At 65.9% G+C, this 20746-nt stretch carries 23 protein-coding genes; 13 read left to right on the forward strand and 10 right to left on the reverse strand.

Annotated features, from left to right (window positions below; translation table 11 throughout):
- From A3AS_RS0113270 to A3AS_RS0113320, 11 genes are read left to right on the forward strand one after another with little or no spacing between them, the layout of a single operon-like run.
- Positions 1-444: an SRPBCC family protein gene (locus A3AS_RS0113270; protein ID WP_018318068.1), complete on the forward strand. Its 444-nt coding sequence runs from the start codon at positions 1-3 to the stop codon at positions 442-444.
- Between the two features lie 2 nt (positions 445-446).
- Complete coding sequence (locus tag A3AS_RS0113275) at positions 447-1265, forward strand: xanthine dehydrogenase family protein subunit M (protein WP_018318069.1); 819 nt, start codon at positions 447-449, stop codon at positions 1263-1265.
- A gap of 6 nt (positions 1266-1271) precedes the next feature.
- Positions 1272-1748 carry a (2Fe-2S)-binding protein gene (locus A3AS_RS0113280; RefSeq protein ID WP_018318070.1) on the forward strand — a complete coding sequence of 159 codons (477 nt, stop codon included), beginning with the start codon at positions 1272-1274 and terminating at the stop codon, positions 1746-1748.
- A gap of 12 nt (positions 1749-1760) precedes the next feature.
- Positions 1761-3353 carry a xanthine dehydrogenase family protein molybdopterin-binding subunit gene (locus A3AS_RS0113285; RefSeq protein WP_018318071.1) on the forward strand — a complete coding sequence of 531 codons (1593 nt, stop codon included), beginning with the start codon at positions 1761-1763 and terminating at the stop codon, positions 3351-3353.
- Between the two features lies 1 nt (position 3354).
- Positions 3355-4377 carry a xanthine dehydrogenase family protein molybdopterin-binding subunit gene (locus tag A3AS_RS0113290; RefSeq protein ID WP_018318072.1) on the forward strand — a complete coding sequence of 341 codons (1023 nt, stop codon included), beginning with the start codon at positions 3355-3357 and terminating at the stop codon, positions 4375-4377.
- A gap of 10 nt (positions 4378-4387) precedes the next feature.
- Entirely contained in the window at positions 4388-5269 is an 882-nt protein-coding gene (locus A3AS_RS0113295; RefSeq protein ID WP_018318073.1) for a MoxR family ATPase, read from the forward strand.
- Entirely contained in the window at positions 5266-6387 is a 1122-nt protein-coding gene (locus A3AS_RS0113300; RefSeq protein WP_018318074.1) for a VWA domain-containing protein, read from the forward strand. Before A3AS_RS0113295 ends, A3AS_RS0113300 begins: the two co-directional genes overlap by 4 nt.
- The gene (locus tag A3AS_RS0113305) at positions 6384-7268 is read left to right on the forward strand and encodes an amidohydrolase (RefSeq protein ID WP_018318075.1); all 885 of its coding nucleotides are present in this window, start codon (positions 6384-6386) and stop codon (positions 7266-7268) included. The genes A3AS_RS0113300 and A3AS_RS0113305 overlap by 4 nt, the downstream gene beginning before the upstream one ends.
- Before the next feature lie 31 nt (positions 7269-7299).
- Complete coding sequence (locus A3AS_RS0113310; protein ID WP_018318076.1) at positions 7300-8148, forward strand: N-acyl homoserine lactonase family protein; 849 nt, start codon at positions 7300-7302, stop codon at positions 8146-8148.
- 21 nt (positions 8149-8169) lie between these two features.
- Positions 8170-9744: an isochorismatase family protein gene (locus A3AS_RS0113315; RefSeq protein ID WP_018318077.1), complete on the forward strand. Its 1575-nt coding sequence runs from the start codon at positions 8170-8172 to the stop codon at positions 9742-9744.
- Positions 9745-9747: 3 nt separating this feature from the next.
- Positions 9748-10374, forward strand: a complete 627-nt coding sequence (locus A3AS_RS0113320; protein WP_018318078.1) for an FMN-dependent NADH-azoreductase — start codon at positions 9748-9750, stop codon at positions 10372-10374.
- A 23-nt stretch (positions 10375-10397) separates the two neighbouring features.
- Here the strand turns inward: A3AS_RS0113320 and A3AS_RS0113325 are convergent, their stop codons facing one another.
- The 3 genes from A3AS_RS0113325 to A3AS_RS0113335 are packed head-to-tail and all read right to left on the reverse strand — an operon-like array spanning position 10398 to position 12880.
- On the reverse strand, positions 10398-11330 hold the full coding sequence (locus A3AS_RS0113325; RefSeq protein ID WP_018318079.1) for a U32 family peptidase: 933 nt from the start codon (positions 11328-11330) through the stop codon (positions 10398-10400).
- 27 nt (positions 11331-11357) lie between these two features.
- Positions 11358-12335: a peptidase U32 family protein gene (locus A3AS_RS0113330; protein ID WP_026201962.1), complete on the reverse strand. Its 978-nt coding sequence runs from the start codon at positions 12333-12335 to the stop codon at positions 11358-11360.
- On the reverse strand, positions 12335-12880 hold the full coding sequence (locus A3AS_RS0113335) for an SCP2 domain-containing protein (protein WP_018318081.1): 546 nt from the start codon (positions 12878-12880) through the stop codon (positions 12335-12337). Before A3AS_RS0113335 ends, A3AS_RS0113330 begins: the two co-directional genes overlap by 1 nt.
- A 100-nt stretch (positions 12881-12980) precedes the next feature.
- Here A3AS_RS0113335 and A3AS_RS0113340 point away from each other — a divergent pair, with 100 nt between their 5' ends.
- Together A3AS_RS0113340 and A3AS_RS0113345 are read left to right on the forward strand one after the other, a co-directional pair.
- Complete coding sequence (locus A3AS_RS0113340) at positions 12981-14510, forward strand: UbiD family decarboxylase (RefSeq protein WP_026201963.1); 1530 nt, start codon at positions 12981-12983, stop codon at positions 14508-14510.
- Entirely contained in the window at positions 14507-15103 is a 597-nt protein-coding gene (locus tag A3AS_RS0113345; RefSeq protein ID WP_018318082.1) for a UbiX family flavin prenyltransferase, read from the forward strand. Before A3AS_RS0113340 ends, A3AS_RS0113345 begins: the two co-directional genes overlap by 4 nt.
- A gap of 17 nt (positions 15104-15120) precedes the next feature.
- Here A3AS_RS0113345 and A3AS_RS0113350 read toward each other — a convergent pair whose 3' ends face one another.
- The 7 genes from A3AS_RS0113350 to A3AS_RS47180 form a co-directional block, all read right to left on the reverse strand.
- Positions 15121-15444 (reverse strand): metal-sulfur cluster assembly factor, encoded by a 324-nt coding sequence (locus A3AS_RS0113350; RefSeq protein WP_018318083.1) that lies wholly within the window; start codon positions 15442-15444, stop codon positions 15121-15123.
- Entirely contained in the window at positions 15441-15950 is a 510-nt protein-coding gene (locus A3AS_RS0113355; RefSeq protein WP_018318084.1) for a DUF2249 domain-containing protein, read from the reverse strand. The genes A3AS_RS0113350 and A3AS_RS0113355 overlap by 4 nt, the downstream gene beginning before the upstream one ends.
- A gap of 12 nt (positions 15951-15962) precedes the next feature.
- Positions 15963-17309 (reverse strand): hypothetical protein, encoded by a 1347-nt coding sequence (locus A3AS_RS0113360; RefSeq protein WP_026201964.1) that lies wholly within the window; start codon positions 17307-17309, stop codon positions 15963-15965.
- A gap of 129 nt (positions 17310-17438) precedes the next feature.
- Entirely contained in the window at positions 17439-18074 is a 636-nt protein-coding gene (locus A3AS_RS0113365; protein ID WP_026201965.1) for a response regulator transcription factor, read from the reverse strand.
- 168 nt (positions 18075-18242) lie between these two features.
- Positions 18243-18866 carry a response regulator transcription factor gene (locus tag A3AS_RS0113370; protein ID WP_018318087.1) on the reverse strand — a complete coding sequence of 208 codons (624 nt, stop codon included), beginning with the start codon at positions 18864-18866 and terminating at the stop codon, positions 18243-18245.
- A 60-nt stretch (positions 18867-18926) separates the two neighbouring features.
- Positions 18927-20135: an ATP-binding protein gene (locus A3AS_RS0113375; RefSeq protein ID WP_018318088.1), complete on the reverse strand. Its 1209-nt coding sequence runs from the start codon at positions 20133-20135 to the stop codon at positions 18927-18929.
- 349 nt (positions 20136-20484) lie between these two features.
- Complete coding sequence (locus A3AS_RS47180) at positions 20485-20724, reverse strand: hypothetical protein (RefSeq protein ID WP_157644267.1); 240 nt, start codon at positions 20722-20724, stop codon at positions 20485-20487.
- Between the last annotated feature and the right edge of the window lie 22 nt (positions 20725-20746).

The following is a 20746-nucleotide window of genomic DNA, read 5'->3' on the forward strand; positions in this document are numbered from 1 at the left end:
GTGCCGCATATCGTCAAGAGCACGATCCTGGACGCACCGACCGATGCGGTGTGGACCGTGCTGCGCGATTTCAACGGACACGATCGTTGGCATCCGGTTGTCGCGACGTCCTCGATCGAGCGCGCGCAGTCTTCCGACAAGATCGGTTGCATCAGGCGGTTCAAGCTCAACGACGGCTCCGAGCTGCGCGAGCAATTGCTGGCACTGTCGGACCTGGAACAGTCCTTCAGCTATTGCCTGCTCGATACGCCGGTGCCGATGTTCAACTACGTCGCCCATGTCCGGCTGCTGCCGGTCACCGACGGCGACCGCACCTTCTGGCACTGGGAGTCCCGCTTCACCACCAAGCCGGAAGATCGCGACCGCATCACCCACATGGTCGCGGAAGACATTTACCAGGCCGGGTTCGAGGCAATCCGCCGGCATCTGAGGGAGGCCGCATAGTCATGGCCGTGACAGTGAAGACGTTTGCAAGCGCCAGCGAGGCGGCGGGGGCGCTGTCCTCGGACCGCACCGCGCGGTATCTCGGCGGCGGCACGCTGGTGATGCGCGCGCTGAACGAAGGCGATGTCGCGATCTCGACCGTGGTCCGCGCCCAGGACCAGGCGCTGACCCGGATCGACGCGTCGGGGCCGCGCATCACGCTCGGCGCCGGCGTCACCTTCGCGCGCATCCTTGCCGAACGGGACCTTGCCTTCCTGCACGCGCCCGCCCGTTCGATCGGGGGTCCCGCCGTGCGCAACATGGGCACGGTCGGCGGCAATCTTTTCGCGCCGAGTCCTTACGGCGATTTCACCGTGGCGCTGTTGGCGCTCGACGCGACCGTCGCCGTCGCGGGCGGCTTTGGCGCGCGCGATATCCCGATCGAAGAGTTCCTGCAGGCGCGCGAACGGCAGGCCGGAACCCTGGTGCTGTCGGTCTCCTGCACCCGGCCGGCGAGCAGCGACGCGTTCCGCTACCGCAAGATCGCGCGCATCAAGCCGAAGGGCGGCTCGGTCGTCACACTCGCGGCGCATCTGCCGATCAGCGGCGGACGGATTGCGGGCGCCCGGATCGCGCTGGGATCGATGGCGCCGACCCAGATCCGCGCCCGTGCCGCCGAGCGCGCGCTGGAGGGCCGCTCGCTCGATGCCGCGACCATCGCGGCCGCCGCATCCGCGGCGACCGAGGGAACATCGCCTTTCGACAACGCGCTCGGCAGCGCCTGGTATCGCCGCGAGATCGTCGGCGTCCATCTGCGGCGCCTGCTGTCAGGCCAGGAATAGATCGCCATGTCAAAAATCCCCCTGCAGTTTCGTCACAACGGCCGCGATGTCGCGATCTTCGTCGACGGCGGCACCAATCTCCTGGTGGCGCTGCGCGAGCTGATCGGCGACATGACGCCAAAATTCGGCTGTGGCCAGGGCGGCTGCGGCACCTGCAGCGTGCTCATCGATGGCGAGCTTCATCTCTCCTGCCTGACGCTGGCGGAGACGGTAGCCGGCCGTTCCATCGAGACGCTCGACGGCATGAAGCAGGGCCCGAACCTGCACCCGCTGCAGCGCGCCTTCGCCGACCATTTCGCGGCCCAGTGCGGCTATTGCACCCCAGGCATGCTGATGGCCGCCAAGGCGCTGCTCGACCGCAATCCCTCGCCGAGCCGCGACGAGGTCATTGAGGCGATCTCCGGCAACATCTGCCGCTGCACCGGCTATGAGCCGATCATCAATGCCATCCTCGCCGCCGCCGGCGGCCGGGTCAGCGCGTAAGGGAACGCGACCATGCTGGAACTGCGCAAAGATATCTTCGCTGACGAGCGCGACGATAACTTAAAAGAAATCGGCAAGGGCACCCAGCGTCAGGACATGCTCGGCCATGTCACGGGCACGTCGAGCTACTTCAACGATCACAAGCTGCAGGGCATGCTGCACCTGAAGGTCGTACGCTCGACGCAGGCCCATGCAAGGATCCGTCGCATCGATACCACCGAGGCCGAACGTTCGGCCGGCGTTCGCCGGATCATTCGCGGCACCGACGTGCCGGTCAATCTCAACACGCTTCTCAGCCTGATCAACTTCGGCAAGGATGACGAGCCGTCGCTGGCGGTCGACAAGGTCCGCTACAAGGGCGAGCCGATCCTCGCCATCGTCGCCGACAGCGAGCGCGAGGCGTTCGAGGCCATCGCAAAGGTCAAGGTCGACTACGAGCCACTCCCGGCTGTGTTCGACGTCGAGGATGCGCTGAAGCCCGGCGCACCCGTGGTCAACGAGACCTATCCGAAGAATGCCTTCATCTATCACGACGTCTACGATCACCAGCGCCTGCGCTTCGGCGATGCCGACGCGGCGCTCGCGAGCGCCGACCACGTGCTGGAGCAGCGCTACCAGATGTCTCCGATCGAGCACGCGCCCACCGAGACCAACGGCGCCATTGCGGCACCCGACACCAATGGCCGTTACGTCGTCTACACCTCGACCCAGGCGCTGTTCTTCTCGGTCGATACCTGCGCCAAGATTCTGGACGTGCCCTCCAACACGTTCCACTTCATCGGCGGCACCGTCGGCGGCGGCTTCGGCGGCAAGGTCGACACCTTGACCGAGCCGCTCGCCATCCTCGGCGCCATGCTGACGGGACGGCCGGTCCGCTACGTGTTCGGCCGTGAGGAGGAGATGCAGTACGGCCCGCCGCGCGGTGCTGAACGCATTTACATAAAGGACGGCGTCATGCGCGACGGCCGCATCGTCGCGCGCAAGATCCGCGCGTTTTTCGACAGCGGCGCCTATACGCGGCTGTCGAGCTACGCCGCCGTGAAATGCGCCGCGCATCTGCCGGGCCCCTACACCATCCCGAACGTCTATGGCGACGTCTATTGCGTCTTCACCAATCGCACGCCCGCGACCGCGATGCGCGGCTTCGGCGTCACCGCGATGGACTTTGCGATCGAATGCCAGATGGACAAGCTCGCAAACCTCGTCGGCATGGACCCGATGGAGTTTCGCATTCTCAATGCCTATCGCGACGGCGACATGAAGGCGCACCGGCGCGAGGCCAAGAACACCGCCCTGATCGAATGCGTTCAGGTCGCTGCCGAAAAGGCCAAATGGCCGATCCGCGACGATTTCAGGCGCGCCTCCTCGCGCAAGGACGGCGGCGGCAGCCGCGCCGCGATCCCGCCGACACCGACGGAGTCGCGTGTGCGTCCGGCTGCGCCTGCACAGCAGCGCACGAGCTATGACCGCGCGCCGGTGACCGCGACGCGGGAACCGCCGCGCGAGCCGCCTCCGCCGACGCCGCCGCCTCCCCCGCCGCGCCCGGCCTCGCCATCGCATGGCGCGACGCGGTTCTCATCCGTGTTCGGCACCAGGAGACGCTGACATGACCAGGCATCGCGGACGCGGCATGGCGTCGATCAACTATCCCATCGGCATGAATCTCGGCGGCGACCCGAGCCAGGCCCTGGTGCACTCCAATCCCAGCGGCAAGTTCACGGTGGCGCTGTCGTCGATCGACCTCGGCCAGGGCATGAAGTCGGTGACGCGGCAGATCTGCGCCGAGACGCTGGGCGTGCCGGTCGAGGACGTCTATGTCGACACGGCGGATTCCGACACCGGCCCGCATTGCATGGGCTCGTTCGCTTCGCGCGGCACCCACCGGGTCGGCAACGCCGTGATGGCCGCGGCGCGAGAGGCCCGCGGGGTGATGATGGAGGCGGCAGCCGAGGAACTCGAGGTCAATGCCGCCGATCTCGAAACCGACGGCCGCGGCAATATCCACGTCAAGGGCGCGCCGCATCGCTCGATCTCGACCAAGGATGTCGCGATTGCCGCGCAGTTCAAGCAGGGCAAGACCATTTCGGGCCGCGGCATCTTTCTCGTCCCGCTCTCCAACGTCGATCCGGAGACCGGCGAGATGTCGCCGGCCACATGCTACGCCCATGCCTGTCTCGTCGCGGAAGTCGAGGTCGACGACGAGACCGGCGATGTCGCGATGGTGCGCATGGACTCTGCCTATGAGCTCGGTCGGGCGCTGAACCCCCGTCTGGTCGAGCAGCAGCTGGTCGGCGGCGCCTGGATGGGCGTCAGCCACGCGCTCTACGAAACCCCGGAGCCCTATTATCCCGATCCCGTTCACGGCCCGCGCGACTTCGTCGAATATCTGATGCCCGGCCCCGGCGACATCTGCCCGCACGATATCGCCGTGCTGGAACGGCCCGCTCCCGACGGTCCGTTCGGCGCCAAAGGTCCCGGCGAGATGTGCGCCAATCCGGTGCTGCCGGCCGTCGCGAATGCGATCTTCAACGCCGTCGGCGTACGCATCGACGACCTGCCGATCACGCCCGAAAAGGTGTTGCGCGCAATCAAGGCCCAGGGCGGCGCGCGGCCGCAGGCGCGGCGCTAGAGGATCGGTCGTGGCGGTTCGCAGCAACATCGTCGGCATCGACAGTCCGGAGGCGCTGGAGAGAGCGCTTCGGGCGGCCTATTACCTTGCCGACGAAGGCCTTGCGACATCAGCCTATCTCGGCCTCGCGCTCGGCAAGCCCCTGCTGTTGGAGGGCGCGCCCGGCGTCGGCAAGACCGAGGCCGCCAAGGCGATCGCGGCCGTGCTCGGCCGGCGCCTGATCCGCCTGCAATGCTACGAGGGCATCGACGCCTCCGCCGCACTCTATGAGTGGAATTATCCGCGCCAGATGCTGGCGATCCGCCAGGCCGGCGACGAGAGCATCGACATCTATGGCGAGACCTTCCTGATCGAGCGGCCAATGCTGGCCGCGCTCCGCGCGCCCGATTCCACCGTGCTGCTGATCGACGAAATCGACCGCGCCGACCAGGAGTTCGAGGCCTTCCTGCTCGAGTTCCTGTCCGACTTCCAGATCTCGATTCCCGAGCGCGGCACGGTGCGCGCGGCCGAACGCCCCGTGGTCGTGCTGACCTCGAACCGGACGCGCGATCTGCATGAGGCCCTCCGCCGGCGCTGCGTCTATCACTGGATCGACTATCCGACCGCGGAGCGCGAGGCGCGGATCATCATGATGCGCGCGTCCAGCGTCGCCGAGGCCACCGCACGTGCCGTCGTCGCAGCCGTGGAGAAGTTGCGGCGCGAGCCCCTGAGCAAGGCGCCCGGCATTGCCGAGGCCGTCGATTGGGCCGAGGCCGCGACGCTCCTGCACAAGGGCGGCGCGCGCTGGCCGGACGCGTTCAAGCGCTCGATCGGCGTGGCGCTGAAGGACGAAGAGGACCTGCATTTCATCTCGCCGCGGCTCGATGCCATGCTCGCGGAGGCGACGGCATGAACCCCGAGCCGCAGCTTCCGCGCGCCGCGCGCATCTTCGTCGCGTTCGTCCCGCTACTGCGCGCGAACGGCTTTGCGGTGGCGCCGGAGCAGACCACGACGTTCCTCGCCGCGATCGAGCTGCTCGGCCCGCGCGACATCGAGCACGTCAGGCAGGCCGCCCTGGCGACGCTGGCTCCGCCGCCCGAACGCCGCGCGACCTTCGACCGGCTGTTCGATCTCCACTTCCGCGGCAGCGAGGCCATCGCACGAGACGACGAGGGCGAGGATGACGAGACAGTCCGCCTCCAGGAGGAGGGCCGCGGCGACGAGGCGCCCCTGCTCTCCGACGAGACCAACGAGTCAGGCCTCGCCGCGAGCCGAAGCGAGGCGCTGGTCGAGCGCCACTTTCGGATGACCTCAACCGCCGACGCCCTACGCCGCCTGGCGCGCGAGGCCCCGCGCCGCCTGCCGCGACGGCGCGGCCATCGCCGCATGCGCGCACGTCGCGGATCGTTTGCCGATCTCCGCCGCACTTTACGCGACTCTGTCCGCAGCGACGGCGAGATCCTGCGGCTCCGTCACATGAAGCGGCGCCAGCGTCCGCGCAAGATGCTGCTGCTGATCGACGTCTCCGGCTCGATGAAGAGTCGCACCGAGGAGAACATGAAGCTCGCGCATGCGCTGCTGCAGGCCGCGCCTGGTGTCGAGGTCTTCACCTTCGGCACGCGGCTGACCCGCATCACCCGCCCGCTGCGGCTGAAGCGCCGCGAGCAGGCCATGAACGCCGCCGCGCACCTGGTCAGCGACTGGGACGGTGGCACCCGCATCGGCGACGCGCTCCAGGCCTTCCTCGCCGTGCCCCGCTTCGGCGGCTATGCGCGCGGCGCCGCGGTGGTGATCGTCTCCGATGGACTCGAGCGCGGTGAGACCGACGCACTTCGCGACGCCGTCGCGAAATTGTCGCGGCGGGCCTGGCGCTTGAGCTGGCTGACGCCGCTGGCGACAAGCCCCGGCTTCCGCCCGCAGACCGAAGCGCTCGTCGCCATCGAGCGCTTCGTCGATGACCTCGTGGATGGCGGTTCGAGCGCGTCGATCGTCGCGCATATTCTGGCGCTGGGACGAAGGAGAGCGGCGTGACCGATATTGTCGACGGCCATCATCACATCTGGCGGCAGGCCGACCTGCCCTGGCTGACCGGCCCCATGCAGCCGCGCATCTTCGGACCTTACGAACCGATCCGGCGCGACTACCCGATCCAGGAATATTTCGACGACCTCAAGGGTACCGGCGTCACGCGCTCGGTCTATGTGCAGACCAACTGGGCCAATGACCGCTTCGAGGACGAGGCCGCCTGGCTGCAAGAGACAGCCGACGAACACGGCTGGCCGCACGCGATCGTCGCCTATGCCAATTTTGCCGTCGACGACGTCCGGCCGCAACTCGATCGCCTGAAGCGTTACAAGCTGGTGCGCGGCGTGCGCATGCAGCTGCACTGGCACGAGAACCCGCTGTACCGCTTTGCGGCCCGGGCGGATCTCTGCGCCGATCCGATGATCCGCCGCAACGTCGCGCGTCTCGCCGATTATGGCTGGAGCTTCGATTTGCAGGTGTTCACCCCGCAGATGCCGGACGCCGCAGCGCTGGCCAAGGCCTGCCCCGACGTGACCTTCATCCTTCAGCATGCCGGCATGCTGGAGGATCTCTCGCCGGCAGGCCGCGCCGCCTGGCGCGGCGGCATGGCCCGGCTCGCGGCCTGCCCGAACGTGGTCTCAAAGCTCTCCGGGCTTGGCACTTTCATCCATCGCAACGATCCCGCACACATCGCTGCCGTACTCGCGGATACCGTCGCGATCTTCGGCGCCGAGCGCTGCCTGTTCGGCTCCAATTTCCCGATCGAGAAATTGTGGACCAGCTATCGCGAGCTCGTCGGCGCCTTTCGCACGGCCGCGGCGCCGTTCAGCGCGGAGCAGCAGGACGCCATCTTCAGGACGACGGCGACGCGCGTCTACCGGCTTTGACAGACAAGAGACAGATGAGGGAGGGCAACGAATGGCGCTGGAGATCAAGATCCTGGACTATGGCGATATCGAGCTGGAATCGAGCTTTCTGGTTCTCGGCCGCGACTGCGGTCGCACCCGCCGCGTCCTCACCCTCGGCTTCCTGATCCTCGGGGGGAAATATCCGGTCGTGGTCGACACCGGCTACCGCTCCAACCAGATCATGGAGACGCTGGGCATGCGCGGCCTGCAGTACCACGAGAACATGATCGAGAACCAGCTCGCGCGCCACGGAGTGCGCATGGGCGACGTCCGCTTCGTCTGCCACACCCATCTGCACATCGACCATGCCGGCAAGGACGATCTGTTTCCGATGAACACGACCGTCGTGCTCAACCGCAAGGAGCTCGAATATTCCGTCTCCGGCCTGATGCATCCGCAATATCCGGCGCCCGACATCAAGCACCTGATCGACCGGCTGCACACCAAGAGCGCGCTGCGCTTCCTCGACCTCGAGATCACCGGTCCGATCGAGCTGATGCCCGGCGTCTATTGCGACGCCGCCAATGCGCATACGGAGGGCTCGATGAACGTCATCGTCGAGACGGCCGACGGGATTGCGACCATCTGCGGCGACGTGATCTACGATTTCAACGACCAGATCGTGACGCCCTTCAACGAGATCCACGATTGGGAGCCGCGCACGACGGGCAACCACGGCACCAGCAAGCGCGCCGAGAAGGCCTCGATCAAGAAGCTGCTGAGCAATTCGCGCTATCTGCTGCCGGTGCACGACCGTCCCGCCAAGATCGAAGGCGGCAACGTCGTCGGGCGCCTGCACGATCAGGTCCCCGGACCGATCGTGCAGTCCCTGCCCGCACGCAACTGGTTCCCGGCTTGAGATGATCTTGGGGATCGACCGATGACGCACGTCACCTTGCGAAGCGAATTCGAAACCCTGATCGACCCCTATGCGCCGGTCGCGCAGGTCGGCACCGGCTTTGACTTCACGGAGGGGCCGATCTGGCATCCGGTCGATCACTATCTGCTGTTCTCGGACATGCCGGGTGACGTGCGCCGGCGCTGGGATGCGCGGCGCGGCGTGGTCGAGGTCAAGCGTCCCTCGAACAAGTGCAACGGCATGACCTATGATGCCGAGCTCAATCTGATCGTCTGCGAGCACGCGACATCGTCGCTGATCCGCGAGCGGCCGGACGGGCGGCGCGAGGTGCTGGCTTCGCACTTCCAGGGCCAGGAGCTGAACAGCCCGAACGACGTCTGCGTGCACTCCTCCGGCGCGATCTATTTCTCCGACCCCTGGTACGGCCGCATGCCGGTCTATGGCGTCGAGCGGCCGCGTCAGCTCGGCTTCCAGGGCGTCTATCGCCTCGTGCCCGGCGGCGAACCGAAGCTCGTGGTCGAGCGCAATCTGTTCGACCAGCCGAATGGGCTGTGCTTCTCGCCGGACGAGAAGCTGCTCTATGTCAACGACACCGTGCAGGCGCTGATCCGCGTCTTCGACGTCAACGCCGACGGCTCGCTGTCGAATGCGCGGGTGTTCGCAAGCGGCATCCGCTCCGAGCTCGAGGCCGGCCTGCCCGACGGCATGAAGTGCGACCAGCACGGCAATGTCTGGGTCACCGCGCCCGGCGGCGTCTGGGTCTATTCGCCGCGCGGCGAGCTGCTCGGCAAGGTCCGGGTGCCCGAGATGGTCGCCAACCTCGCCTGGGGCGGGCCGGATTTCCGTACGCTTTATCTGACCTCGACACATTCGGTCTATGCCATTCCGACCAAGGTCGGTCCGCGGCACGAACCTTACATGAGCGGCCGGCGAAGCGGCGGCGGCGCGACGCCAAGCGCCTCGCCGGCGGCGCCTATCCTTGCTGACGGCGACATGCGGCTCGATCCGCAGCGCTGTGCCATGATCATCCAGGACCTCCAGAACGACGTCGTCATGGACGGCGGCGCGTTCGCCGACTCCGGTGCGCCGGGACATGCGAAGCAGCAGCATGTTGTCGAGAATGTCCGCCGTCTCGCGGAGACCGCGCGGGCACGGGGCGTTGCGATCATTCATGTCTGGTTTGTCGTCGAGCCGGGCGCGCCCGGCGTCACGCTGAACGCACCGCTGTTCGAAGGCCTCGTCGACAGCAAGGCGATGGTGCGCGGAAGCTGGGGCGCGGCGCCCGTCTCCGGCCTCGAACCCCGGCCCGGCGATTTCGTCGTCGAGAAGATGCGGATGAGCGCGTGGGAGGGCACTCGGCTGGAGACGATCCTCAAGGCGACCGGGCGCGACATGATCATCAACACCGGCGCCTGGACCAACATGTCGGTCGAGCACACCGCCCGCACCGGGGCGGACAAGGGCTACTTCATGATCGTCCCCGAAGATTGCTGCTCGACCATGAACGCCGACTGGCACCACGCGTCGATCAATTTCGCCATGCAGAACGTCGCGATCGTCACGAGGGCAGATGCCGTCATCAGGGCGTTGGGATGAGCGGTGGCAAAGATTTTGCACCTCTCCTGCTCGCCACGTCCTGACTCCGAGTCAAGTGCCGGCGCGCGCGTCTTTCTTGACGGCTTTCGCCAGGTCCGGCCGGACTGGGACCTCGATGTCGTGGACCTCTGGCGGGAGCGGATGCCGGAATTCTCGGGCCCCATCGCCGAGGCCAAATATGCACGGATGAACGGGCAAGCCTTCAACGACACGCAACGCGACAGCTTTGCCGAGGCCGAGCGCATGGCGCTGCGGTTTTCGTTGGCCGATCGGGTGCTGATCTCGACGCCGATGTGGAACTTCAGCATTCCCTACAAGCTCAAGCAGTGGTTCGACATCATCGTTCAGCCCGGGCTGACGTTCCGGTACGACCCGTCACAGGGCTATCTGCCACTGCTCAAGGACCGGCCGACGCTGGTGATTCTCGCCAGCGGCAGCGACTTTGCCACCGGCATGAACCGCGGCCGCATCGACATGGCAACGCCTTACCTGCGAGACATCCTGCGCTTCATCGGTATCGACAATGTCCGCTTCGTGCCGATCGGGCCAACCACGGGACCGCAGCAGCCGATCGACGCTGCGCGGGAAAGGGCCCATCGACGTCTGGCCGCAATGGCCGCGAATTTCTGAGCGCCCGCCAACGCCGAACCCGTTCAGAGAGGCCCGATTTGCGCTGAGCCTTGCGCGTCGCCTGATCGGGCCTGACGATAGACGTGCCCGGGCTCTGCCCACAGAAACCCATTCGAGAACGGCACACCAGGATAGGCCGCCGCAAGCCGGCGGTTGCCGCCCTCGACATCGTCACGGCCGTTCAGCACGTCGCGAAAGGTCCTGGCGACGACGACCATGTCGCAATCCTGCGGCGACAGGCGAAGTGAGCCGACGTTGCTCTCGTGCAAGATGCCGGCCTCGCCCAGCAGATTGGCGCAGGTGTGCGACAGGGTCTGCACCCCGTTGATGGTCAGAAAATCCTGCTGCTCCAGCGTGTTCAGAAGGAGACCATCCGGGTCCTTCTCACAGACGAAGCGGCAATTGTCCTTGGCGAGCTTGTGCAGGCGCGCATGATAGCAACGGGCCGAGATGGCCAGCGGCACCCTGCCGAACGCGAACACTTCGATCGTGGCATCGGGAACAGCCCTTGCGATGGTCGCCACCGAGGCCAGCGGCAGCTCCGGCGGCAGGCAGATGCGCCTCGCCCCGCGCGCGGCGTGAAAGGCCGCGCTCGCCTCGTTGTAGATGTTGACGAACGGCCCGATCGCGTGCGGCCGGCCTGCGAGCGCCCTGAGACAGGTCAGGTCATTGACCTCGACCAGCACGCCTTCGGCCGCCGCAAGCTCCTCGGTCTGGCGGCGCTCACGCCGCAGCGAAACCAGGATCAGCGAACCCAGCAACACCTGCTTGCCCGCGCTCTGCAGCCGTTCGACCACGCCCGGAATGAAGTCTGCGAAGAACGGCGAGCGCTTCGAGCAGACGATCTCGCCGACGGATACGACGTCGACCGGCGCTTCGTCGGCGATCCGGAAATAGAAGTCGCGCCAGCGTTCCGGCGCCCAATTGTACAGAACGGGACCGAGGCTGAGTTGCATCTTCCGGACCTCACCTATTCGAAAAGATTAGCGCCAGGTCTTGCGATAGGCGCCGACCGTGGAGGCCTGCCCTTCGGTGAACGGCTTCAGGCTTGCGATGTCTGCCTCACTGCCGCTCTCGAGCGCGGCGAGCGCATAGCGGAAATGGCGCACCACGCTCTCGACATAGGCACGGCCGCGCTGGCGGCCCTCGATCTTGAGCGCGGTCACGCCGGCATCGCGCAAGCCTTTGAGCAGCGTCGTGGCATCCAGGCTGACGGGGTCCTCGAAAATATAGCCGGCGCCCTGCGCGGTCGAGAAGCGCCCCTTGCACAGCGTCGGATAGCCCGCAGGCTCGCTCGACCCGAACCGGTTGATGGTGAAGCCGCCCAGACTGGACTTCGTCCCATCCGCAGTCTGTTCGTAGGTCACATGGCTCGGCGGCGAGCAGACGCCCTGCATGTTCGGTGACTTGCCGGTTGCATAGGACGACAGCGAACAGCGCCCCTCGGCCATCACGCAGAGGCCGCCGAACACGAAGACTTCGGTCTCGCAGGCCGATTCCCGGGTGATCTCGGCGATCTCCGGCACACTCAGGACGCGGGGCAGCACGACGCGCCGCGCCCCGAAATTCTCGGCGTAGAAGGCGATAGCATCGGGATTTGCGGCCGCGGCCTGAACCGAGACGTGCAAGCGCTGGTTCGGATGGCGCCGCGCGGCGTAGTCCATCAATCCGATATCGGCGAGGATCAGCGCATCGGCCCCCGCGCTCGCCGCATCGTCCACCGCGCGATGCCAGATGTCGACCGCGGAGGCGCGCGGGAAGGTGTTGATGGCCACCAGGATCTTCGCGCCGCGGCCATGCGCCAGCGCGATCCCCTTGCGCAGCTCGTCGCGGCTGAAATTCAGCCCCGGAAAATTGCGCGCGTTGGTCTCGTCGTTGAAGCCGCAATAGATCGCATCGGCGCCGGCATCGATGGCGCTCTTCAACGCCGCCGGCGTGCCGGCGGGACAGATCAGCTCCATCATCTCGATTGCCCGCCATGGCCGGATGAGGCGATCACGCGGCCACGGGTAGCCTCGAAGGCCCGCCTCGCCGGCGCGCCCAGCGGACCGAACAGCGAGGACAGCTCTTCGGCCAGATCGAGCTGGGCGTCGTCGATCGCATTGCGCAGCGCCAGCACCGCCTCGACATCGCCCTCGACCACGAGCTCACGCGAGAACATCAGGGCATCGCCATCGACCCTGCCTTCGAGCAGCGCCAGAAGATTGGCGAGCGAAGCCGAGATCCGCGCATCCAGACCACGCGGCAAGTCACGCACCACCGACAGGCGCGGCGGCCTGGCCTCGACCACGAAGGCGAACGGCAGATCGATCGGCTTGATACCGAACCGCGCGCGCGCGTGATCCCCGAGCCTGTCGAATATTGCGGGGTTGCGCCGATGGATCCGCTGCAGGACACCGCCCAGAGCGAGCTGCAGCGGCAGCAGAGGCAGCGGACGCATGGCCAATGCGACAAGCGGCGGAATCGTCGGCAACGGGCCGGGCGATGCGGCGGACGGATCATTCATGGCCACACATCTGGACGGATTGCACGCCGCTGTATTTGAGCGGGAACAATGAAGACCGAAAACAACCCGGCTAGCTCTCATTTTTTAGGAGCTTGTCCAGTTGCAACGTGATGTGCCGCGCTTTCGCGACTTGTCCGACTTCCTGCGCTTCATCGAAGGCCGGGGACAGTTGCGACGCATTCGCGAGAAGGTCTCCGTCGTCCACGAGATCACGGAAATTCACCGGCGTGTGCTCGAGGCACACGGACCGGCACTATTGTTCGAGCAGCCCGTCAAGGCCGACGGCCGGCCCTCGGAGATGCCGCTCCTCACCAATTTATTTGGAACGGTCGAGCGGATCGCATGGGGAATGGGCATCACGCCCGACCGTCTCGGAGAGCTGGGCGCGCTGATGGCCGAGCTCCGCGCGCCGCGACCGCCGCACGGCATCAGGGATGCCTTCGACAAGATCCCGCTCGCCCGCGCAGCGCTGGCGACGCGCCCACGCACACGGGCGGCGGCACCGGCCCAGGACTGCGTCGCGATGGGGCCCGACATCGATCTTGCGAGATTGCCGGTCCAGATCTGCTGGCCCGGCGAGCCGGCACCGCTGATCACCTGGCCACTCGTGATCACCGTGCCACCGGGCTCCGCGACGGCCGACCAGGAGGAGAATGTCGGCGTCTACCGCATGCAGGTGCTCGGCCGCGACCGCGCCATCATCCGCTGGCTGGCGCATCGCGGCGGCGCCCGGCATCACCAGCAATGGAAGGCGATCGGACGCGACATGCCGGTCGCGATCGTCATCGGCGCCGATCCCGCCACCATCCTGGCCGCAGTGCTGCCCCTGCCCGAAACGCTGTCCGAGCTGCGCTTTTCCGGCATCCTGCGCGGCGAGCGGCCTGACCTCGCACCATGCCTCACCGTTCCGCTCGCGATCCCGGCCGAGGCCGAAATCGTCATCGAGGGCTTCGTCTCCGCGACCGAAACCGCGCCCGAGGGGCCCTATGGCGATCACACCGGGTACTATAATTCCGTCGAACAGTTCCCCGTGATGCGCGTGACCGCGATCACCAGCCGACGTCAGCCCGTCTATCTCTCGACCTTCACCGGCCGCCCCCCGGACGAGCCGTCGCGGATCGGCGAGGCGCTCAACCAGCTGTTCGTGCCGCTGATCCGGCAGCAATTCCCTGAAGTGACCGACTGCTGGCTGCCACCGGAGGCCTGCTCCTACCGCGTCGCGATTGCGGCGATCAAGAAACGCTATCCCGGCCAGGCGCGGCGGCTGATGCTGGGCCTGTGGTCGATGCTGCCGCAGTTCAGCTACACGAAGCTCCTCATCGTGGTCGACGACGACATCGACATCCGCGACTGGCGCGCGGTGATGTGGGCCGTCTCGACGCGCAGCGATTCCTCGCGCGATCTCGTGACGCTTACCGACACGCCGATCGACTATCTCGACTTCGCCTCGCCGAAATCCGGTCTCGGCGGCAAGCTCGGCATCGACGCCACCACGAAGATTCCGCCGGAGACGGATCGCGAATGGGGCGTTCCGCTGGCCATGGATCCCGCCGTGGTCGCGCGGGTCGATGCGATGTGGTCGAGCCTCGGCCTGTCGGGCATGCCGGCGCGCGCTCCGGTCCTCGCATGAGCGGGCGGCAAGGCATCATCGTCGGCATCAGCGGCGCCTCGGGTGCTGCGATCGGCATGCGCATCGTCGAGCTTCTGGCCGATGATCCACACTACGCGGTGCACCTCGTGGTTTCGCCCGCGGCAGAGCGTACGCTGAGCGAGGAAGTGGGAAGCGATGCGCTCGCGCGGCTGCGCGCCCTCGCCTTCCGCCATCATCTTCATTCCGATATCGGCGCCGCGATCGCCAGCGGCTCGTATCCGGTCGCGGGCATGATCGTGGCGCCGTGCTCGATCCGTACGCTCTCGGCCATCGCCTGGGGGCAGCTCGACAACCTTCTGACGCGCGCGGCCGACGTGCAGCTCAAGGAACGGCGCCGGCTGGTGTTGCTGGTCCGCGAAAGCCCGCTGCATCTCGGCCATCTCAGAGCGATGCTGCAGGCGACCGAGATCGGCGCGATCATCGCCCCGCCGATGCCGGCCTTCTATCTGAAACCACAATCGCTGGATGAGGTGATCGACCAGATCGCCGCCCGGGCGATCAACCTGCTCGACCTTGCAAAGCTTCGAATACCGGCAAGGATCTGGTCCGGCCCGGGCGCCGAAGGCGTCTAGCCGGCCGCCTCGGCGGATCAGTTCACCTCGGCAAATCCGAGCGACGCCTTGACGCCCGGCGCGATCATCCAGGGTTGCCAAGGTGGCTCGAACGTCATGGTGACGTCGACCGATCGCACGCCAGGAACCAGGCACGCGCTGTTGGCGACGCCCTCCTTGAGAAATGATGCGGCGGGACAACCCGGTGTCGTCGCCGTCATGGTGATGTGCGCCGCGCCGTCGTCGATCGACACATCATAGACGAAGCCGAGATCGACGATGTTGTGGCCGAGCTCGGGGTCGATCACAACCTTCAGCGCCTGCCTGATCTGCTCCACGAGATCATCATCGTTGAAATTCATGCGCGCACCCTCACGGTCAGTTGATAGGAATCCTTCTGCGGCGTGAAGCCGCCGCGCCACTGATGGCCGCGCTTGGTCAGCTCCCGAAACAGGAAGACCGGCTCACGACTGAGCAAGGCGCCGAGCGTCTGCCCGGGGGCGAGCCGCTCCACTGCAACCAGAATCAGGACCATCGGCTCCGGCGGATCGAGGTCGCGGTTGTCGAGGTGAACCACAGGCTCCGGCCAATCGCCACCGCTCAACTCCGCGCGCGCCGGTTCGGCCGCATCGGGCAAGCCGTCGTCCGGCATGAAGCGGATCTCCCATTCGCCGCCTTCGAGCTCGGCCTCCCGATGCGCAAAGCCCTTGCTCGCCATAACGTCGAACAGGGGTACCGGCTTGAAGGGGGCATAGAGCCGCAACCCCTCCCCGGGCGCGAGCCGCGCGAGCGCGGCCATGATGATCGAGAACGGCTCGCCGCCTGCACGCAGGATCGGCCGGACATCAATGTCGATGAATTCGGTCATTGCAGTCTCCTTTCAATTGCGCGAGACCAACAGTTGGGGCACGACTGCTCCGGTCGGCAGACGCAGCGGCTCCGCCACGTCCGCAAGCCGCCGGGCCCTGATGAGCTCCTCGCCCAGGCCGAGCGTCGCAAGCGTCACGACCGCGACGGCGACGCGGAAGCCGAGTGCCGCGTCGACCAGGAGCATCAAGGTTGCCGCCCAGCTTCCGGCAAAGAACAGCACGAACCATTTCAACGCGCGGCGCTCGTCAACGAGATCCTGCACGCGGGGCGTCGGCACTCTGCCCATCACCGGACCGTAGGTCTCGAGCCAGGTCAGGAACGGGACGATCTTGTAGAGATTGGCGAGCACGAGGCCAGTGAGCCAGCCGAACGCGCCGAGAAAGGCGAGCGCTCCGACATGCGACGGGAGAGAACCGGTCGCGACGAACGCGGCGCCGAGGATTGCGACCGCAACCAGGCTCGCCAGCGCAACGAGGCTCATGCGCGTATTGAGCTCGAGCGCGCGGCGCTTGCGGGCTCTGTACAGGCCGAGCATGTCGCGGCCGTAGGCGATTAGCGACAGCAGCGCCGCAACTCCTGCCAGCAGAAGTGCCAAATTCACCCCGGTCGCGCGCCAGAGTGCGAGCACGCCGCCGACAGCTCCGACGGCCAGCGCGCCAACGCCGGCAAGCCAGGCCAGCCGGCCCAGCCGCGCATCGCCGTCGGGCGCGAGCATGAACATCGCCAGCAGGCGATAGCTGACGCCCATGGCCGTGAATGTCAGCCATCCGCCAAGCCCGGCAATCGCGTGGATCGGAACGCCGGACACCAGCAGGTCCGGCCATTGCGTGCCGACGGCGGTTCCGGACAGCACCAGAGAGAACATGCCGCCGAATGCCGCCGTGACACAGATGCAGGCAAGCCCGGCTGCGACGAACCGCGCCGGCCCCAGCAGCGGACGGGCCGACCAGAGCGTCATGCCGAGATTGGCAACGACCAACGCGAAACCAGCAATCAGCAGGCTCGCGCCGACCGGAAGCAGCCAGGGCGGCCCGGTGAAGTGCCCGCCAAGCGTCAGGAAGCCCGCGAGCAGGATGGTCAGCCCAAGCGTCAGCAGCGCCAGAGCCGGCAGTGTCCAGCGCTCCGCATAGAGCGGCCTTGCGACCAGCACCGGCACGAACTGGAACAGCGCGCCACACAGGACCGTGCTCAACCAGCCGATGCTGACGATGTGCACGATGACGAGCGTGTCCGGGCCGCCGATGTCGTGGTTCGGAAAACCGAACCCGGCGACAACAAGCACTTCCGCAAGCAGCAGCCATACGATTGCGACCGCGAAGTAACTGATGGCCCATCTACAGAGGCTGGTTCCAGTCACGGCTTGCTTCCCATCGCGTGCGACACGAAACCTGTGTCAGCACCCGAAAAGGTAAGCAGTTGCAGTCACGACCACTTTGTCGAGGCGCAAACTCCGGCGCCTTTGGCGACTGCCGACATCAGCATCTGTTCAGGGCAAGACCAACTTCTTGCGGATCGCATAGCGGACGAGCTCAGCGGTGGACGACATCCTGAGCTTGCGCATGGCCGAGGCGCGATGGGTCTCGACGGTCTTCACACTCAATTTCAGGATGGAGCTGATCGACCTGTTGGTATGCCCCTCCGCGATCAGCTGGACCACGCTCTGCTCGCGCGAAGTCAGCAGCATGTCGGTCCGATTCTCCTTGTTGCCCTGGTAGTCGTGCAGCAGCCTCTCCAACAGGATGCTGGTGAAGTAAGGCCTGCCGTCCAGCAGGGCCTCGATGGCGGAAATGAGGTGCTTGCGTGCGTCTGACTTGAACAGAAACCCGCGTACCCCGGCCAGAATGGCTTCGGTCAGAAGCTCTTCGCTCTCGTGCATCGTCAGGATCAGGACCTGCGCGCCAAGGTGGAGTGCCTTGAGGCGGCGACTGACCTCCAACCCGTTCATGACCGGCATGGAATAATCGACGATCACGATGTCCGGCCTGGTCTCGAGCGCCAGCGCGACCGCCTGCTCGCCATCGGTCGCCACGCCGCTCACGATCCAGCTGGAATGCGCTTCGATGATTGCACGCAGCCCGGAACGCACAACTTCATGATCATCCGCAATCAAGATGCGTTTCACCGTGTCGTTCCCGTTGGCCGACCTTTGCGCTTCCGGGCCGATACCGGCAGCAAACCGGCAGCACAGTCGAACGATCATAGGGAGCGTGGATGGAATCGTTATCCCACAAAACCCTGATATCTCCGGGCGAAGGTACCGACGCCCGTATTGCTCGCCAATATCGCCGTTTCAAGCCTCGACCAGCCCGGTCCGAACGGCGTACCGGACCAGCCCCGCCGTCGAGTTCACTTCCAGCTTGCGCATCGCGGCTGCCCGATGGGCCTCGGTGGTCTTGACGCTGAGGTCGAGGATCGCACTGATGCCCTTGTTGCTGTATCCTTCCGCGACCAGCTTGACGACCAGTTGCTCGCGGGCCGTGAGTTCGTGATGCCGCTCGCCGTTGGTCCGCGGCGCATGGTCGAGTTCGGTCTTCCGGGGCCAGAATGGCCGGTGCAGCAACAAGGCTTCGACAGCTGCGACAAGCAGCTTGTTGGCGTCGGACTTCACCAGGAATGCACGCGCCCCCGCCTCGAATGCTTGCTGGGCAAGCAAGCCCGAATTGTGCACCGTGAAGATCAGCACCTCCGTCTGCAGCGGATACTCTCTGATCCGCCGCGCCACCTCGACACCGGTCATGCGCGGCATCGAGAAGTCGACGATGGCGACATGGGGCCGGCTTTCGATCGCGGCTGCTACCGCCATGCCGCCGTCATTCACCTCGGCGACCACCTCCCAATCCACGCGTTGCTCGAGCACCGCCCGCAAGCCCGACCGTACCGCCTCATGATCATCCGCGATGAGAATTCGCTTCATGGCAGAGCACTCCGAATCCGCATCGGCGTTGGGCCGTGACCCCGGCCCGCCGCCCCGCGGTTAGTGTTTTTTCGCTGATTGTGCGCCTGCGCGGGCCCTTGCATTTGTCGTGGCCCCGCGGCGATTGGCCCTGTTCGCCGGGGGAGCATAGGGAAATACTGCACACAGCACCGTGCCGGCATGCCGCGGCGCGCGACTGGATTGGATGTCGAGCGTACCTCCGATCTCGTGCAGCCGCGCTTGCATCGCCGGAATTCCGACACCAACAGAGACGGCGCTCCTGCCGAAACCCGGCGGGAGCCCAATTCCATTGTCGCTGAGCGTCAGGTGAAACCGGCCGTCCGCGGTATCGATGACGATGGCCACCTCGGTCGCGTTCGCATGACGGAAGACGTTCGTCAGTGCTTCCTGAACGACCCGCAGCAACGTTCGTTTCGTCTCGTAAGGCAACCGATCCACATCCGGCACGATGTCGACACTCGCGCGCAACGACGTGCGCGCCGCAAATCCCTCCGCGTACCGCTCGATCGCAGCCTTCAGGCCCTCACCGGCGAGGTTCCGGGGATGCAGCAGATAGGCAAAGGCGCGGATTTCCCGGAGGGCTTCATCGATTGATGCATCGATCTCGTCGCAGAGCCGCTCGGCCAAGTCCGGTTCGCCGATGCTGCTTCGGATCCGCATGAGACCGAGACTCGCGGCAATCAGGTGCTGACAGGTCGAATCATGGAGATCGGACGCTATCCGTTGCTGGATGCCTTCCTGGATCGATACCAGGCCGAGATTCACGTCGAGCCCGTTGCCCTGTCCGACCCCGCTCTCGAACGCGCGGCTGCGCAGGGCGCGGTGGCTGCCGATCAAGCGAACCGCACCACCACACGAAGATTGAACGACCGGAGTTACTACCGTTTCGACGTTCCGGGGCGAGCCGCCGAACGCGAGACGCTGCCGGATCCTGATTTCCGCTCCTTCCGCAACGCACGCCCCCAGCGCCTGGCAGACGATTCTAGCGTCGTCCGCGTTCATGCAATCGAACACATCCATGTCGTAGACGTCTCCCGGCGAGAGACCGAGCCGGGACCCAAACTCCGGATTGATCGCCTCATAGACGAAGCGCCCTTCAGGAGACGGACGCACGACGAAGAGGAGATCAGCCGAAAACGTCCAATAGAGGGCTTCGATTGATTGTTCCGAACCTGTCCGCAGCCAGTTCCCGAGGCCGGTTCGATGCGACTCGCTGGCGGGGGAGACATGTACCTTCACGATACGCACTCACTCTTCTCCGGCGACATCGCGACGCTGACAACAGCATCGCCTGTGTCCGCTCGCCTGTTCGGGGACATCTCCCCTCGCCGGCTCGCGGACGCGCCTTGGAGCCGATCCGACTATACACCCTGGAATTGACCCACAACAAGAGGTAGCATTTCCATGGGATTAAAATCTTGAATCCCCGACGCGACGTCTGCGCTGCGCGACGAAAGCGGTTCTGCGCGTTCGAATTTGGCGCAACAGAGATTAAAAATGCGGAGTTCCGAGACAGCGGAGTTCGGAGACAGCGGAGTTCCGAGACAACGAACTCCCGCGCCGATAGGCGGCCATGCCTACCAACGTACCGATGACGCTAGCGGCTGCCGCCACCATTTGCGCCGGACTTCCTCCTGCGTTCCGTCCTTGCTTTCGGAGCCGTTGGAGGCGGTGCAATCTGCAGAGGATGCGATGGCGGCGTCAGACGGTTTGTCGCGGCATCGTCCCGAAGCGCATCGGTATCAAGACGCTGGCTTCGATCGACGGCGTCACGCGGATCGGCGGCGGCAACGGATGCCGCCGCGATGCCCACAACAATGCCGATCAACAGCGACAAGCTTCTTGCGTGCATTGATCGG

It is taken from the genome of Bradyrhizobium sp. WSM2793 (assembly GCF_000379585.1).
Classification (GTDB): Bacteria; Pseudomonadota; Alphaproteobacteria; order Rhizobiales; family Xanthobacteraceae; genus Bradyrhizobium.